Genomic DNA, 16,016 nt, shown 5'->3' with positions numbered 1-16,016 from the left:
TTAGGATTATAATTTAATAGTTTGTATGATCTATTATTTTAAATTGACAAAAAATATTATGATAAATGGCTTAATTTTAGATGACTGTTAACTAATTGCCGCTTTAGTAGGTAATAAATATTGTTCAAATCAAAATTATCTATTTATGGAAAAGTTTAAAAAAATAATTTTGAAGATCTTAAAATGGGCTGGGATTTCAGTGGTGTCCATTCTATTCCTGATGTTCATTATTCCTATATTGTTTCCCGGGACAATATCTCAGCAGGTAAAATTATTTGCAAATAAACATCTCGCAGGGAAACTTGATTATAAAAGAACACATCTGACATTTTTCAGACACTTTCCATCGCTTACCGTTTCTGTAGATCAGTTTTTATTACAAGGTTCCAAACCTTTTCAACAGGATACCCTACTCGCCGCAAAAGAAGTTGCAGTAGGAATCAATTTGAAGAACCTGATCTTTGATCGTGAAATTAAGATCGATGAGATTTATGTAACAGATGCGTACGCAAATGTTTTTGTCAATAGTAAAGGAGAGGCTAATTACAATGTTTATGTTTCTAAACCTTCCGGAAAGCCTAAAGATACTACAGAAGAAGGTGCTTCTATAAAATTGGATCTCATCAAATTCAGAAACTGGAATATAAAATATAATGATCATTCTGCAAGAGTCTTGGTAGATGCTAAAGGATTGAACTATACTGGTAAAGGAGGTTTTAGCAAAGATATTTTTGACCTGAAAACTGACCTTGAAATTAATAAAGTTGACTTTGCCCTTAACAGAATATATTATGCTAAACAAAAGAGCCTGCGTGCTGATCTTATAACGAGGATCAATACGAATGCACTGACTTTTGTATTAAGAAAAAACGAATTAAAGATCAATGATCTCCCTTTAGAATTTACAGGTTCTCTAAGTATTTTAAAAGATGGATATAACCTTGATATTAATGCATCTTCTGAGAAAACAACGATCCGTGATATGATCTCTGTATTGCCACCGCAATATCTGGATTGGGCAAAAGATACCAAGATAGAAGGTAACAGTGATTTGTTTTTTAGTCTGAAAGGAAGATTTAGCGAGCCTAAAAAATTAAAACCCAGACTAAAAGCACGCCTTCTGGTAAAAGATGGTTTTGTTTCTAATGGAAAAGCTCCGGTTCCTATGAATAACCTTAATATGGATCTCAATGTAGACCTGCCATCATTAGATACAGAACAGCTGAATTTAAATCTTAGAAATCTAAGTTTTGATCTCGGCAGGAATAACAATTTCCGGGCTGTTGTACGAACAAAAGGCCTAAATGAGATGCAGGTAAATGCAGATATAAAAGGTGCTGTCGATCTTCAGACACTGGATCAGGCACTGGGATTGAAAAACATCGATATGCGCGGGCTTATGGATACCAATATCAAATCCAACGGAATTTTCAGCCTTGATAAAAAATTATTTCCTAAAACCAATGGATATCTTCATCTGAAAAATGGATGGTTGAAAACAAACTACTACCCCAACCCTATTCAGAATATCAATCTTATTGCTAATATCAACAATACAGATGGTACTTTTAAAAGTCTGGGAGTAAAACTGAATCCTTTTAGTTTTGATTTTGAAGGAAATCCTGTTTTTGTAACTGCTGATCTGCAGGATTTTGAAGATCTACTGTATAAAGTACAAGCAAAAGGAGTCTTAAATGTGGGTAGGATCTATAAAGTATTTGCTAAAAAAGGGTTTGATGTAAGTGGGCTCATTATGGCTGATCTTTCTCTTAATGGAAGACAGAGTTATGCAACAACAGGTCAGTACAGCAAATTAGATAACAGAGGAACTTTAATATTGAAAAATATAAAAGCGACTACAGAATATTTGCCGAAATCATTCTATATCAAAGAAGGGAACTTTCAGTTTGAAAATGAAAAAATGTGGTTCAGAAAATTTAATGCCACCTATGGTAAATCTGATTTTGCATTAAATGGCTACCTGTTGAATACAATTAATTATTTTATTGAAAGAAAAGGAACCCTACATGGAAAATTTGACCTGAATTCCAATTATATTTTAATTGATGAATTTATGGCTTTAAAAAATGGAGATAATACCGATAAATCTATTGAAGTTGAATATGCAAAAGTAGAAAATCCTAAAAGCAGTGGTGTTGTAATTATTCCAAAAAATCTCGATGTCTCTTTAGAAGCTCATGCGAAAAAGGTTGAATTTAAAGGTTTAGTCCTTAATCAGCTTCAGGGGCTGGCTTCTGTAAATACAGGACAGGTTTATCTTAAAAACACCTCATTTAACATCATAGGAAGCCGGATGAATATTGATGCCCGTTATCAGGATGAATCTCCATTAACGGCCAATTACGATGTAGCGCTTAAGATTCAGGATTTTGATGTTCAGAGAGCATACAAAGAAATTGATATGGTTAGGGAGATGGCCACTGCTGCCAAAAATGTAAAAGGAATCGTATCAATTGATTATAAGCTGAAAGGCGATTTTGACAAAAATATGACTCCGATTTATCCTTCATTGGAAGGTGGAGGTATTGTAAATCTTCGCAATGTAGAGGTGAAAAACCTTAAAATGTTTTCAGTAATCGGCGATAAAGTTGGAGCTAATGCTTTTAATAATCCCGATATGAAAGGGGTGAATATTCAAACTGCTATTAAAAATAACCTGATCCATGTTGATAAGTTCACTTTTAAAGTCTCTGTTCTAAGACCTTCCGTTAGTGGGACTACCAGTTTCAATGGATTGCTGGATCTACGGGTAAGGGTTGGTCTTCCGCCTGGTGGATGGATCGGTTTTCCGGTTGTTGTAACAGGAACCCATGATCACCCAAAAATAAAAATATTCAGTAAAACAGGACAGGGAATTGTAGATGCTTTGTACAATACAAAATCCAACAAAGTGATTCGTCAGGAAAGGCGTGCCGAGAAAAAATCCCGCGTACAACAGCGTAAAGAAAAAAAAGCTCAGGAAAAGAAAGCTGAAAATGCAGAAAAACAAATTAAAAAAGATCTTAAAGAAAAATAAAAGAAGCGTCTGCATTAAATTTGCAGACGCTTCCTATAAATAAATTACTCTATTGATCTTTCTCCAATTCTATCCAGACTGGAGCGTGATCACTAGTCTTTTCCCAGCCCCGGACATGCTTATCAACGCCCCCGGATTTTAATCCTGACGCTAAGTAAGGACTCAGTAGAATATGATCTAATCTAATTCCAGCATCTCGATCATAAGCTTTATAGAGATAATCCCAAAATGTATAGATCTTTTCTTCAGGAAATAAAGTTCTTATAGAATCAAGCCAGCCTTTCTTTTGCAGCTCCTCATATGCTTTCCTTACTTCAATCCTGAACAGGGCATCATTTTCCCAACGTTCAGGTTTATGGACATCAAATGGAGTTGGAATGATATTAAAATCACCAATAATAATCGCAGGAAGTTCCATTTTTATTAATTCATCTGTTCGTTTTTTCAAACGTTTGATCCATGATAGCTTATAATCAAATTTGGGTCCCGGATATGGATTGCCATTAGGAAGATACAAACAGCAGATAACCATCTGATCAATAATTGCCTCAAGATAACGGCTCTGTATATCCTCAGGATCTCCGGGTAGGGATCTTTGAACTTCTGTAATCTCATAGCCTTTTGAAAGTATCGCTACTCCATTCCAGCTTTTCTGCCCATTCCAGATCGCTTCATATCCCGCGGCATTGATCTCATTGATTGGGAAACGTTCCTGGGGAGCTTTCAGCTCCTGGAGGCAGACAATATCCGGTTGGGCTTCCTTTAACCATTGAAGTAAAACAGGTAATCGTCCATTAACTCCATTGACGTTGTAAGTTGCTATTTTCATGGTATTGTATATGTTATTGAGGTTTATTGAAGACAAAAATTATTCCATCAGCTTATTTTCCTGCTTTGCCAGCCAATCTGTTAATAATTTTATTTGTTGATCACTTAGCTTAGAATCATTATGAATAAATGTGTAGGAAGACATAGGCATTTTTTTAGTTTCAATCTGTTTTTTAATTGAAGTAATTAATCTTTTCTGCTTCCGACCGGAATAGGTAGTCCATTCATTAAAATTCAAATCCTCTTTTGCATCTTTGATGTGATTATCTACAAAACTTCTGGTTGGCTGTATATAATCATACCATTCATAGTTTGTATGATTACTGTGACAGTCGTAGCATGATGTCTTCAGTATGGCCTTTACATCAGTTGGTATAGAAGTATGTGCTTCCATAAAATCGGTTTTATAAACCTGCCCCTTATCCATATTTGGGACAGGCTGATAAAGCTGTAGAGCAATAAAAATAAGCAGAACAATTGCTGCCAGTATCTTTACTCCTTTTTTCATTTTAATATTCCTTTTTTACGGAACCACAAGTAAGCATCTTATCACCGTAATAAGGATTTTTAATTGCTTTTGTCTCACTGATCCAGATCGCACCTTTACCATCATTATACATCGGACAATGATCCTGATATAATTTTTGTGTGGTTCCAAATGCCGCTATAAGATCAGCTATATCATTGCTTAATGATGCCATATGTTCTCTCTGGTGATCAATCTTTCCGGCATTGTTTCCGATGTGTTCGGCATTTTCTTTGGCGTCCTCGGCGATATCCATATATTCTTTGTGTTTATCTGCGGGAATAGCCTTCATATTTACATTCCTCAAAGTTGTAAACAGTTGCTTTCCGGCTTTAGCTACAGCCTGATCATTATCAGCTACTAGTGCATTTTTTAGAATTAAATAGTCCCTAATGATCGGATCAATAGAAAAGTTTTTTATATCTTTTTCTACGACGGTTTTTCCCGCTTCTGTTTTGGTTAATTCAGTGGGTTTATTATTTTCCTTTAACTGTAATTCTACAGTTTCGGAAGTTTGATCAGGAGTTTTATTTGTTGATTTTTTACAAGATGATAACGCTAAAGCTATTATTGTCATTGCAATGATTGATAAGAATATATTTTTCATTATGTTGATATTTCTATGATTAAAATTGTTGAATGTCATTACTTCTATAGCATGACTTTTAAATTATTTTTTATCGAATTTTTTCAGTTTACCTTCATGAATTCGATTTCCTTTGTCTGGATTCCAATATGTTTTTTGAAATTGTATCAGCTCTTATTTGATATTTATTTCATTGTTTTAATAACAATAGAAATATCTCTATTGTTTCAATTATAAATTAAAACTGAAATGACTTCCAAAAGAACATAATTTGGGCTGTAAATATGGGGATTAAACTATTTTAGGGATTAGCCAAATAGATTGGAAACCTTTAGAAACTGTAGTTTCATGAGATGAGAATAAAATAGAATTAAAATCTTTTAACCTTAAAAAACTGAACTCCTGTTGATTTAATAAAGTTGGATTTGGATTTGAGGTGGGACATTTGCATAAAGGATTTTTACATTTCCCGGAACATTTTTTTGAACCACAAGAATTACAGTGATCTTTATGCGTAGATTTTGAAATGCTGATCTCACAACGTGATTTTTCTACTGAATGAGATTTCAGGCCACAGGCAAATATTTGCGTTGGCATAAAAAATAATCCCAATAGTATAAAAATTGATATAAACTTGTGCTGAAACATTCCAGGCAAAATTAATATTTTTTTTCATTTTGACTTCACTTAATGAAATATTTTCTTTGGATAATCAACGGCTATTATGACTTCCATTACAAGCTGATCATATATAAATAAAAAATGGCTTAAGAGTTTGTACTCATTAAGCCATTACGATCCCGTAATGGGAAAACTAAATTATATATTGTTTTACTGTTTTGTTCCCTGGAAAAGATATATTTTATCCGTTTCAGAAGTTTTTTGAGTGCTTACCATGAGAGCCTTCGTTGAAATAAGGTAGTCGATACTTCCCTCATTATTATTACCCACAACCCCTACTCCTTGAGTATTTACTGCAGTTAGTGTCTTGGTGGTTACAAATGAATAAGATTCATTGGTTTTGGCCTGAACCTTAACATGGGAATCGTCGACTTTTGAAACCATGACAATGGCATTAAAATAATCCTGGCCGCCTGAATTCAGTGTTCCTTTAAATGTACCAAGCACTACATCTATACTATGATCTGTCATAGGGTTAGAATCTTCTCCATCGTCATTTTTACAGCTGATAAAAAATACTCCTACAAAAAGGATTAGAAAAAATCTGTACACCCAATTTTGGATTCTCATTGCTCTCATAAGTCTGCTTTTTATTATTAATTATTATATACTCTTTAATTATTGATTCAAATTTGGGTAAATCTTAAAACGTTAGGAAAAAACATCTACAAACAAAGAAATCACGTCTACAAAAGAATTTTATGTATAATTAAAAAGCCTGCACCAGAATGCAGGCAAAAAATCACAGTTGAAAATAATATATATGAAGAAAGACTATGATATTTTAAAGGCTTACTTTAATTTCGGTCCCAGAATACTTTTGTTGTCAGTTTATCACCACCGATCGCAGCAGCGGCTTTAGAATAGTTGGTTCCATTGGTTGTTGCTTCCAGCCCTGGATACTGTAATCTTACAGGTACTTTTCCACCAGCATTATTAATGGCTGTTGGTGGTGCCTGTAAAGCTGGATAGTCCAATCGGCGGTAAAAATTCCAGGATACTACCGGATGATTATACATGGCAACCCAAGCCTGTTCACCAATCGATTTTTTCCAGTTTGCTGCATTGTAAGGATTGTCAGTAAGGTAGTCCAGGGCATTCTGCGTTGTAAAGCCCCACTCCAGAAAGGAAGCCTGAACAGCATTTTTATAAAGTACTTCGGGGTTTCCACCAATTCCAAATCTGGCAGCGGCTTCAGCAAGGTAGAAAGAAACTTCAGTATAAGTAAGGAGATTTCCAGGGGTTTCTTGTTTATATGCGAAAATTCCGGGAGCAGAAAAGCTGGAGAACTCTCCGGGTAGACCAATGACCTGACCTATATAAATACCGTCTACGTCCTGAAAATATTTGGATACCCTTGCGTCTGAAGTCGCATTAAGAAAATCGACGAATGGTTTTCCACCAAAAAAATCATCCCGGTTATTATTAAGAACATTCTCAAATATAGGACTAAAGTTAGGAGATTCAGCCAGATACCTGAATATGCAGCTCTGAGATTCACTGATCATGACTCCTCCAGAAATAGCTTTATTAATGGTAGATTGAGCAAGGGAGGGATTTACATCGGAAATAGAAATCCCCAGCTTCAGCAGAAGAGAATTTCCAAATCTTTTCCATTTTCCAATATCTCCGCCATATAAGATATCTCCCTGTCCGAATGTTCCCTGTCCTTCCTCGAGATTGTTTATATCGACCTTCAAACGATTGATAAGGCTTTCATAGATCTCCGTATCATTATCATAAACAGGAAGTGGATATTGATTGTTATTAAGTGCCTGGCTGTAGGGAATATCTCCGAAAGTATCTGCTAAGGTTTGAAATGTATAAACTGAGAGCATATCAATAATTGCTAATTGGTTTCTTTTTTTAGCTGGCCAGGTATTCAGTTCTGAAGGGACCGGTTGATACTGCTCGATCAGTTCTTTTGCTTTATTAAGGTTATTGAGAACATTTACATAATTATCTCCCCAAACATTATTGGAGACATTTCTTGCTGTAAAATTGTAATTACTTTCATTCACATAGGTTGTTTCCTGCCAATATTGCATGGTTAACCTAAAATTATTTTCATTAACATTCGGTGTAGTCATATAATCACTTAATTCCTTTTCCGCATAAGTAATCAGCGTTTCGGGTATCGTATTATAGGTAGCATGAGGATCCATATTTACATCATCCGATGTACAGCTTACCAATAGTAATACTAAAGAACTTATTATAATTGTATTTTTCATTGTCATAGTTTTTAAAAATTAACTTTCAGATTGAATGCAAAATTCTTTGTAGATGGCATCACTCCGGATTGATATCCCTGAATATTACCTGACGAAAGCCCTGCTTCAGGATCTGCATAAGGAAGATTTTTATGAATGATCCAAAGATTGCTCCCTACTAAGCCCAGACTAAGGCTCTGAATTCCGGTATTGCCTAAAAATTTCTTGTCAAAAGTGTAAGAAATTGATACCTGGCGAAGTTTTATAAAACTGGCATCATAAACAAATGCCGCCGCCGGTGGATCTGTTTCCAGAAACTGACTGGAAATAGAACGATCAAGACGAATTGTATTAGGAATATAATGTCCGGGATTATTGGGATCTTCCATTACTCCGGGTAAAACTACACCTCCACCATTAGCAAGGGTATTTCTGATAGGATTTCCCAAATCATTCAGCCCTACAGAGTCAGGATGTAGTCCTGTTCCATAAGCATAATACTGATCCAGGGAAAATATATTGCCTCCCTTCTTCCAATCGATCTGAAAACTTAAATTGAAGTTTTTATAGGTGAAAGAATTGTTTAATCCTGCAAAAAAATCAGGTTGGAAACTTCCAAAATTGTGATTGGTATCGTCGGTATGTAGATATGCTCCATTTCTTCCGATGATCCTGTTTCCATTGGGATCATAAACGTAATCAGATCCCCAGATGCTTCCATAATCTTCATTAAGAGGTGCATTAATGGATATACCGCCCTGTAAAGCTCCGATGGTAATATTTTCAATACCTTCCCGAAGTGCAGTAACTTTAGTTATGGGATTAGACCAGTTCAACGACATATCCCAGGCAAAATCACTGAATTTTAAAGGAGTTATATTTAAAGATACCTCGAGTCCTTTTGTAGTGAGCTCTCCTGTATTCTGAATTTTACTTCCCGATCCGTTGGATAAAGAAATCGGAAGTGGTAGAATCTGATCAAATGCAATATTTCTGAACCATGCAACATCAAAGCCTATCCTGTTTTTGAAAAACTGCATATTGGTTCCAACCTCCAGGTTTTTTAATTTTTGAGGAAGAAGGTCAGCATTTCTTAAAGTAGTATTATAAGAATAAACGGGGCTGTTTCCAAAAGAAGATTGTACGATAAACCTGTTTCTCAACTGATCAGCATTCGTATCCGAACCTACTTCTGCATAGGCTGCTCTTACCTTTCCAAAGGTCAGCCATTTTTGTTTCAGCCAATTAGAAAATACCACACTTGCCGAAAGGGATGGATAATAATAAGCTTCTTTTCCTTTTGGTAATGAACTGGACTGATCCCTCCTGAAAGTTCCCTCAAGATAATAGGTGTTTTTATATCCCAAAGAAGCCTGAACAAAAGCTCCATAAATATATTTTGAAGTATCGGTGATCACTGGTTTTGCTGCCGTAGCCGCCGAATTGGAAATCGTATAAAGATCACGAATGTAAAGTCCACCTGTGGTGGTCTGGGCATTGGAATAATTGGACTGAACATTGATGTTTCCACCTATTAGTGCCTGAATATTGAAATCCTCACTAATGTTCTTTTTGTAGGTAGCGATAAGGTCATAATTGGTTTCTGTAAAACGAAGATTGGTAACTGCATATCCTGATGGCTGCTCGATGGTATTAAAGCTAAAAAATGCAGGAACAGAACCTACAGCCCTTCTTTCTTCAATCATCATATTATATCCATCTATACCTACCCTGCCCAGTATATTGATGTTTTTAGAAAGATCATAATTAAGACTGAAATTCCCTGCAAAACGGTCTCTTTTATCGTTCTGATAGTTTTTATATCGCGTGAAATATGGATTGTCCCAGTAAGCAGGAGACAAATTAGTTGGAGATTTTATATTCCAGGTGTAATTTTTATCAAATGTTTCATACAAATATTTCAGGTATTGAATGTCAATATTTGTAGGCCACCATTGACGAAAGTTGCCCATAAGATTATCCGTGTAGCCCGTTGCATTCCTTCCTTTTGTACTTTGTGTAATATAATTGGCGAAGATAGTAGCCGTAAGATTATCCATCAGTTTGTAGGATGCATTACCACTAAAATTATTTTTCATTAAAGAGGAATTGGGAAGAATATCTGTAGCATTGGTATTGGAATAACTTAATCTGAATGTTGTCCGGTCATCTCCACCACTGAAAGCAATATTATTCGTTTGATTGATTGCTTTATCAAAGAATGTTATCGGTCCATTTTTAGCCATTACCCAAGGTGTCGTTTTACCAAAATTACGGGAATCAGGTATGAATGCATCATATTGCCAGACCATAAGATTGGGATCATAGGGTGCTCCATAAGAAGCATCATAATAAAAAGGTGCAATTGGTTTATTTTGATACATTCCAAAAACGTTTCCTAAATATCCTTGTCCATATTGTGTCTGATATTCAGGGAAAGTAGATTTATCAACCGTAGAAACAGAAAAACTTCCACTGTATTCAAGACCTATACCTTTCGAGTTTTTTTTCCCTTTTTTTGTGGTAATAATAATAGCTCCATTCTGAGCTCTTGATCCATATAAAGCTGTTGCTGCAGCACCTTTCAGTACATTTACAGTTTCTATATCATTGGGATTGATATCGGATACAGGACTTCCGTAATCATATCCCCCACCACCATTCTGCTGAAATGTAGAATTGATATTCCTGTTGATAATGGGAACTCCATCAACTACAAAAAGTGCCTGATTATCACCCAGAATAGATTTATATCCTCGTGATACTGCATTTACGGAGCCTCCAAAATTGGTGGATTGTTTGATCTCAAGACCTGCTACTTTTCCAGAAAGGTTATTGAGGAAATTGGTGGTTGGATTCTTACTGATATCATCGCCTTTTACCTCTTGTGTCGAATATCCAAGGGACCTTTTTTCTCTTTTTATTCCTAAGGCAGTAACCACTACACCTTCTATATCCTGGGTTTTAATGGTGTCCTGCTTTTCCTGACTTAAAAGCAAATCGTGACCCATAAAAAAGGCAACACCCGCACTTAGAAGCTTTAATCGATATTTCATAATTATTGATTTTTTAACTATTGTTAATCAAAATTCAATAATTGTTAAGACGATGTCAAAAAAACAATATCAACAACGGTATGAGGTCTACTAAAAATAAAAACACCCGATATTCAGGTGTTTTATAGGTGTTTTATAAGTGTTTAATGGGTTTAAAATTCTATGGAAGGTTTGTACGTTCTGCCAATAGGAAGTTTCTTGCCGTTAATCTGCATCATGTTCGCCGACTTTACTTCTACTTTAGATTTAGAAACAATGTAAGACTTGTGAATACGGACGAACATTTTCGGATTTAAACTTTCTTCTATTTTGCTGATCGGCATTTTGAAGGTAAAAGTCTCTGCCTTTGTATGAATATTAATATATTCTCTTAAGCTTTCAATATAAAAGATATCTAATAAAGTTATTTTTATCTGCCTTTTCCCACTGTTGATGAAAATGAAATCACGATCTGCAATTTCTAGTAATGCCTCTTCGGCTTCCATTAAATGTTTAAATTTTCCAATCGCTGTAAGAAACCGGCTATAAGGAATAGGTTTCATCAGGTAATCTGTAACATCGAGTTCATATCCTTCTACAGCATACTGATGATAAGCTGTGGTAACAATAACAAACGGTGGATTTTTTAATTTTTTCAGAAAATCAAATCCTTTTATCACCGGAAGATTAAGATCCAAAAACATAAGATCTACATCGTGGATGCTTAAAAGGCTGCTGGCATAAACGGCATCAGAGCATTTTCCTACAAGATTCAGTTCTTTATCCTGGGAAACAAAGTTTTCAAGAATTTCTGCTGCAATCGGTTCGTCTTCTACAATAATGCAGTTGTATTTTTTAGATGCTGAGTGTGTCATTGAAATCAATCATTAGTTTTACAATATAACGGTCACTTTTGTCCTCAACTTGAAGGGTGTGTTTTGGATAGAGTAATTCAAGCTGCCTGTGAATATTTTTCAATCCTATTTTGGTTGAATTTTCACCTGATCTTTCTTCTTTGGAATTTTCAATAGAATAATAAAGAATTCTGTTTTTCAGCTGAATGTCAATATGGATGAATGAATTTCCGAGACTTTCCGAAACACCATGTTTAAAGGCATTTTCAACAAACTGGATCAATATCAGTGGTGAGATTTCCTGAGAAGGATTATCAATAGCTTCACTAAAATCCACAGAAAGGTGACGGTGTCGGATTTTCTGGATTTGTATAAAGTCTTTTATATTTTCAATATCCTTTTCAATAGAGATGTTCTTTTCAGCGGCCTCATAAATATTGTAACGCATTACTTTTGAAAGCTGTAGAATTACATCCGGCGTTTCATCAGCTTTTTTAAGTGCCATTCCATAGATATTATTGAGTGTATTAAAAAGAAAATGTGGATTGATCTGTGCTTTAAGCATGGTTAGTTCCTGATCAAGCTTCTCTGCTTTAAGCATAGATATCTGATCTTTAAGAAGATTTTTCTGCCGTGTAATTTCAATACCAAATACCAGACCTACCATAAAAATAAGATCCATAAATGAATTAAAGGCGACGAGACCATTGATGAAGCCAGAAGGCTGTTTACCATCCAGAGTTTCTGTGACCCCATAGATATAAGGATAAATAACATAGTGTGTAAAAAAGCGGTGGGCTAATACCGCAATGATTACGATAATGATTGACAGGAAGTATTTGGAAAATTTATTGATATCAACCTTTTCATAAACATAAAGTAAAGAATAGGCAAGAGGAATTTTAACCAGAAAATAGATCAGTTCAAGGATCATTGTATTTTGAAGCCTTATCTGCCATTTGAAATCAGGGAATTGATATCTGGACCAATAAAAATCAAGATACGCTTCCAGAATATAATAGAATATCCAAAAGAGTAAATGAATATATAGTTTTGATTTTGTGGTAGACTTCAATTTTATACGATTTAAAACTACAAAGTAATATCTTTCAATCAAATATAAAAATAGAAAGGCTACGAAATTAACCCATTTGTATACCAACTACCTGTTTTTTTTGTTTTGGAAAGAAACTTCAGGAAATATAAGGTTTAAAAAACAGAAAATAAGCAGGAAATTAAATTCCACCCCATTCCTTCCACCACCTACTACAAACCACCCATTCTGCCAGTGGACATAAATAATCCCAAGAATAAAAATTGAAATATTGGCGACTGCCACAGTTTTTAAATATTTATCTATCCAAAGCAACGGAACCGATAAAAGATGAGTAAGCTTAACTGACCAGGCGAGGTAAAGCCCCAATGGACTGAATCCTATCGTATTAAGAAAGTGGAGACCGAAATTATTGACGTCTCCACTAACAATAGAAAACACACTATGCATCAGTAAAATAACGGATAATGCAAAACGGAGGTAGAAGTTCTTTTTCATGACCCCAAAAATATTGAATCGGAAAAATAATTGTTTTACATTATATAGCAACAACATTGAAATGTATACCAATGATGTTTTATACTTTATAGCTATATTTCTTTAGCCATAAACTTATCTTAACTAATAATATTAAAATAGGAACTTCAATTAATGGTCCAATCACCCCAACAAATGCCTGTGGAGAATGAATCCCAAATACAGCTATTGAAACCGCTATTGCCAGTTCAAAATTATTTCCTGTAGCGGTAAATGCGACGGATACATTTTTGTCATAAGGAATATTCAATAGTTTATTGATAAAAAAGCTCATCATGAACATCAGTACAAAATAGATGATCAGGGGAACAGCTATTTTTATCACATCCATAGGGAGTTCTACTATTTTATCTCCTTTAAGGGTGAACATAAGTACGATGGTAAATAATAAGGCATATAATGTAAATGGAGATATTTTAGCTATGAATTTTCTCTGATACCATTCTTTTCCTTTTAATCTTGTAAGGAAATAACGGCTTAGAAGACCGACAATAAAAGGAATCCCTAAATAAATTAGAACACTTTCTGTTACTTCCCGGATAGACACACTGACATTAAAATTGGCAAGACCTAATTTTTCAGGAAGTATGTTGATGAACAGCCAGATCATAAAACTGTAGCTAAATACCTGAAATATACTGTTTAATGCGACTAATAATGCTGCATATTCACGATTTCCTTTTGCCAGATCATTCCAGACCAGGACCATTGCGATACATCTCGCCAGACCAATAAGGATCAAGCCTATCATGTAATCAGGTTCATTTCTCAAAAATAAAACAGCCAGTATAAACATTAAAACAGGACCAATGATCCAATTCAGTAATAACGAAATGCTTATTACTTTTTTATCCCGAAATACCATTGGCAGCAATGAGTAATCAACTTTTGCCAATGGTGGATACATCATTATAATCAAACCGATCGCCAAAGGAATGTTCGTTGTTCTGATGGATAATGAACTGATCATATTTGAAGTGGCAGGAAATAAATAGCCTAAAACGATTCCTAAAAACATCGCAAGAAATATCCACAAAGTAAGAAACCTGTCAAGAAATTTTAGTTTTGGTTGCATGGTATAGTTTTAATCCATTTGTATTACCTGTGAAAAGACATGAAACATCTCAACTCCTATTTCTAAACTTCTTTCATGATAAATTCTCGTCTGTTCAGGTGTATTATCGGAGACTTTAGGATCTTCAAATGTAATGGGAATACGTTGGTCGGCACCAGCAATAAAAGGGCATCCACCGTCAGCCTGTGAGCATGTCATAATCGCTGCAAAGCCATAAACAGGATTGAAAAGGCTGTCGTGTCTTTTGGAAAAGCCAATAATAGGATGTGATTCTTCATTATATTTAATTGAATAAACAGAATTTGCACTATTTGATAGCTTCAATATTTGAAGTCCCTGTTCTTCCAGAGTTTCTACAACTTTAGGAAATATCGACGTTTCTTCAGTCCCTCCGGAATAACAGGCTACTTTTGGAATATGGAAATAATCACTGGCTATCTGTGCCCAAACTTGGGATAGATGGCTTCTTCTGGAATTATGAGTGCATATAAAATTAAGATTTATTGCTTTTTTATCTCCTAGTTTTCTTTGGATAAATGCTGTTAGTGGTTTTAATATTTCTTTTCTTTCCGCTGGGATTTCAATATTTTGTACTAATTCTATAGTTTGTAAAAGCCGTGGATACATCGTTTATTTATTTTTAATTAGAGATTATTTTAGCAGCATCCTGATTCCGGTTTACAAGTACTGGAGTTAGAAGAGAGACCGGATAAATTAAGCTTTTGCTTTTCGGTGGGAATACCACAGGCCTCCTGAGCCAGACACGCTGTTGTTTTATTTTTAAGGATAAAATTTTTTCCATTAAAATCTAAATCATATTTTCCAATGGTAACATCTTGATACTCTACCTCTATTTCATGATCTTCAATATCTAATTTTTCCTCAGATAATTTGATAATGTTTATAAGTTTAGTAGGCTTTAAGCGATGTTTAAAGTCGTTGGCATTCCATAGTTGGAAGCTGATGGTTTTTTCGCTTCGAATGATTCCACCACAATCAATAAAATGTTTTGTTATTGTTCCTATCTCTGTAACATGAAAGTGTTCAGGAACAAAATTTCCATTTTCCAGTTGAAACTCAACGTTATTTAATGTTGGTAAGATTTTTTTGATTTCAGATAATTTCATTGTTCTTTTTGTTTTATTTGTTTATTGCAATATTGCGATATATTATTTCAAAAAAATGCATTAGCAGCATTTTTGGGTCGTAACCCTGGAGATTATTTTTGAAAAGTATTCATTCAGGATTTCAAAAGTCTTTTCATCAATGCAGTAGCAAATTGCTGTTCCCTCGATATTCCCTTTAATTAAACCAGCATTTTTTAACTCCTTTAGATGCTGCGAAACCGTAGCCTGAGCCAATGGAAGTTCATTTACAATATCTCCGCAAATACAGGTATCTACTTTTAGCAGATATTCAATAATCGCTACTCTGGCAGGATGCCCTAATGCCTTAGCGATAATTGCTATTTTATTTTGCTCATCTGTAAAATGGTCTGTTTTCGTTGCTCCCATGATTTTAACTTTATATTGCAATATTACGATAAATAGAAATACAAAAAAATATTTTTTTAAAATTTTGTCAGAAATG

General features: G+C 34.7%; 14 protein-coding genes. 1 reads left to right on the top strand and 13 read right to left on the bottom strand.

The annotated features are described in order from the left end of the window. The first annotated feature begins 145 nt into the window (after window positions 1–145). The gene (locus tag AC3WRL_RS10920; protein WP_492330272.1) at window positions 146–3,037 is read left to right on the top strand and encodes an AsmA family protein; all 2,892 of its coding nucleotides are present in this window, start codon (window positions 146–148) and stop codon (window positions 3,035–3,037) included. 49 nt (window positions 3,038–3,086) lie between these two features. Here AC3WRL_RS10920 and xth read toward each other — a convergent pair whose 3' ends face one another. From xth to AC3WRL_RS10855, 13 genes are all read right to left on the bottom strand, one after another. After that, window positions 3,087–3,866, bottom strand: a complete 780-nt coding sequence (gene xth / locus AC3WRL_RS10915; protein ID WP_492330271.1) for an exodeoxyribonuclease III — start codon at window positions 3,864–3,866, stop codon at window positions 3,087–3,089. Window positions 3,867–3,905: 39 nt separating this feature from the next. Continuing rightward, a complete protein-coding gene (locus tag AC3WRL_RS10910) occupies window positions 3,906–4,373 on the bottom strand; it encodes a heme-binding domain-containing protein (protein WP_492330270.1) in 468 nt (155 codons plus the stop codon). Window position 4,374: 1 nt separating this feature from the next. Continuing rightward, complete coding sequence (locus AC3WRL_RS10905; protein WP_492330269.1) at window positions 4,375–4,998, bottom strand: DUF3347 domain-containing protein; 624 nt, start codon at window positions 4,996–4,998, stop codon at window positions 4,375–4,377. Window positions 4,999–5,808: 810 nt separating this feature from the next. Continuing rightward, entirely contained in the window at window positions 5,809–6,237 is a 429-nt protein-coding gene (locus AC3WRL_RS10900) for a hypothetical protein (RefSeq protein WP_214824761.1), read from the bottom strand. A 218-nt stretch (window positions 6,238–6,455) separates the two neighbouring features. Further along, window positions 6,456–7,892: a SusD/RagB family nutrient-binding outer membrane lipoprotein gene (locus AC3WRL_RS10895; protein ID WP_214824763.1), complete on the bottom strand. Its 1,437-nt coding sequence runs from the start codon at window positions 7,890–7,892 to the stop codon at window positions 6,456–6,458. A gap of 11 nt (window positions 7,893–7,903) precedes the next feature. Beyond that, window positions 7,904–10,927 (bottom strand): SusC/RagA family TonB-linked outer membrane protein, encoded by a 3,024-nt coding sequence (locus AC3WRL_RS10890; RefSeq protein WP_214824765.1) that lies wholly within the window; start codon window positions 10,925–10,927, stop codon window positions 7,904–7,906. A 152-nt stretch (window positions 10,928–11,079) separates the two neighbouring features. Further along, window positions 11,080–11,781 (bottom strand): LytR/AlgR family response regulator transcription factor, encoded by a 702-nt coding sequence (locus tag AC3WRL_RS10885; RefSeq protein WP_214824767.1) that lies wholly within the window; start codon window positions 11,779–11,781, stop codon window positions 11,080–11,082. Continuing rightward, a complete protein-coding gene (locus AC3WRL_RS10880) occupies window positions 11,762–12,835 on the bottom strand; it encodes a sensor histidine kinase (RefSeq protein WP_261512270.1) in 1,074 nt (357 codons plus the stop codon). The genes AC3WRL_RS10885 and AC3WRL_RS10880 overlap by 20 nt, the downstream gene beginning before the upstream one ends. 87 nt (window positions 12,836–12,922) lie before the next feature. Further along, a complete protein-coding gene (locus tag AC3WRL_RS10875) occupies window positions 12,923–13,312 on the bottom strand; it encodes a DoxX family protein (RefSeq protein ID WP_214824774.1) in 390 nt (129 codons plus the stop codon). A 79-nt stretch (window positions 13,313–13,391) separates the two neighbouring features. Then, on the bottom strand, window positions 13,392–14,426 hold the full coding sequence (gene arsB, locus AC3WRL_RS10870) for an ACR3 family arsenite efflux transporter (RefSeq protein WP_214824778.1): 1,035 nt from the start codon (window positions 14,424–14,426) through the stop codon (window positions 13,392–13,394). A gap of 9 nt (window positions 14,427–14,435) precedes the next feature. Then, the gene (locus tag AC3WRL_RS10865; protein WP_214824781.1) at window positions 14,436–15,053 is read right to left on the bottom strand and encodes a low molecular weight phosphatase family protein; all 618 of its coding nucleotides are present in this window, start codon (window positions 15,051–15,053) and stop codon (window positions 14,436–14,438) included. A gap of 29 nt (window positions 15,054–15,082) precedes the next feature. Next, a complete protein-coding gene (locus AC3WRL_RS10860) occupies window positions 15,083–15,553 on the bottom strand; it encodes a DUF6428 family protein (RefSeq protein ID WP_214824784.1) in 471 nt (156 codons plus the stop codon). Window positions 15,554–15,613: 60 nt separating this feature from the next. Further along, window positions 15,614–15,940: an ArsR/SmtB family transcription factor gene (locus AC3WRL_RS10855; protein ID WP_214824787.1), complete on the bottom strand. Its 327-nt coding sequence runs from the start codon at window positions 15,938–15,940 to the stop codon at window positions 15,614–15,616. Between the last annotated feature and the right edge of the window lie 76 nt (window positions 15,941–16,016).

It is taken from the genome of Chryseobacterium sp. FW101-FHT12H09 (assembly GCF_058790395.1).
The sequence above is the reverse complement of the archived record's forward strand: the minus strand, read 5'-3'. Positions and strand labels throughout refer to the sequence as shown.

Coding starts and splice junctions, on each gene's coding strand:
- AC3WRL_RS10920 (WP_492330272.1), top strand. CDS start 146: ATGGAAAAGTTTAAAAAAATAATTTTGAAGATCTTAAAATGGGCTGGG.
- xth (WP_492330271.1), bottom strand. CDS start 3,866: ATGAAAATAGCAACTTACAACGTCAATGGAGTTAATGGACGATTACCT.
- AC3WRL_RS10910 (WP_492330270.1), bottom strand. CDS start 4,373: ATGAAAAAAGGAGTAAAGATACTGGCAGCAATTGTTCTGCTTATTTTT.
- AC3WRL_RS10905 (WP_492330269.1), bottom strand. CDS start 4,998: ATGAAAAATATATTCTTATCAATCATTGCAATGACAATAATAGCTTTA.
- AC3WRL_RS10900 (WP_214824761.1), bottom strand. CDS start 6,237: ATGAGAGCAATGAGAATCCAAAATTGGGTGTACAGATTTTTTCTAATC.
- AC3WRL_RS10895 (WP_214824763.1), bottom strand. CDS start 7,892: ATGAAAAATACAATTATAATAAGTTCTTTAGTATTACTATTGGTAAGC.
- AC3WRL_RS10890 (WP_214824765.1), bottom strand. CDS start 10,927: ATGAAATATCGATTAAAGCTTCTAAGTGCGGGTGTTGCCTTTTTTATG.
- AC3WRL_RS10885 (WP_214824767.1), bottom strand. CDS start 11,781: ATGACACACTCAGCATCTAAAAAATACAACTGCATTATTGTAGAAGAC.
- AC3WRL_RS10875 (WP_214824774.1), bottom strand. CDS start 13,312: ATGAAAAAGAACTTCTACCTCCGTTTTGCATTATCCGTTATTTTACTG.
- arsB (WP_214824778.1), bottom strand. CDS start 14,426: ATGCAACCAAAACTAAAATTTCTTGACAGGTTTCTTACTTTGTGGATA.
- AC3WRL_RS10865 (WP_214824781.1), bottom strand. CDS start 15,053: ATGTATCCACGGCTTTTACAAACTATAGAATTAGTACAAAATATTGAA.
- AC3WRL_RS10860 (WP_214824784.1), bottom strand. CDS start 15,553: ATGAAATTATCTGAAATCAAAAAAATCTTACCAACATTAAATAACGTT.
- AC3WRL_RS10855 (WP_214824787.1), bottom strand. CDS start 15,940: ATGGGAGCAACGAAAACAGACCATTTTACAGATGAGCAAAATAAAATA.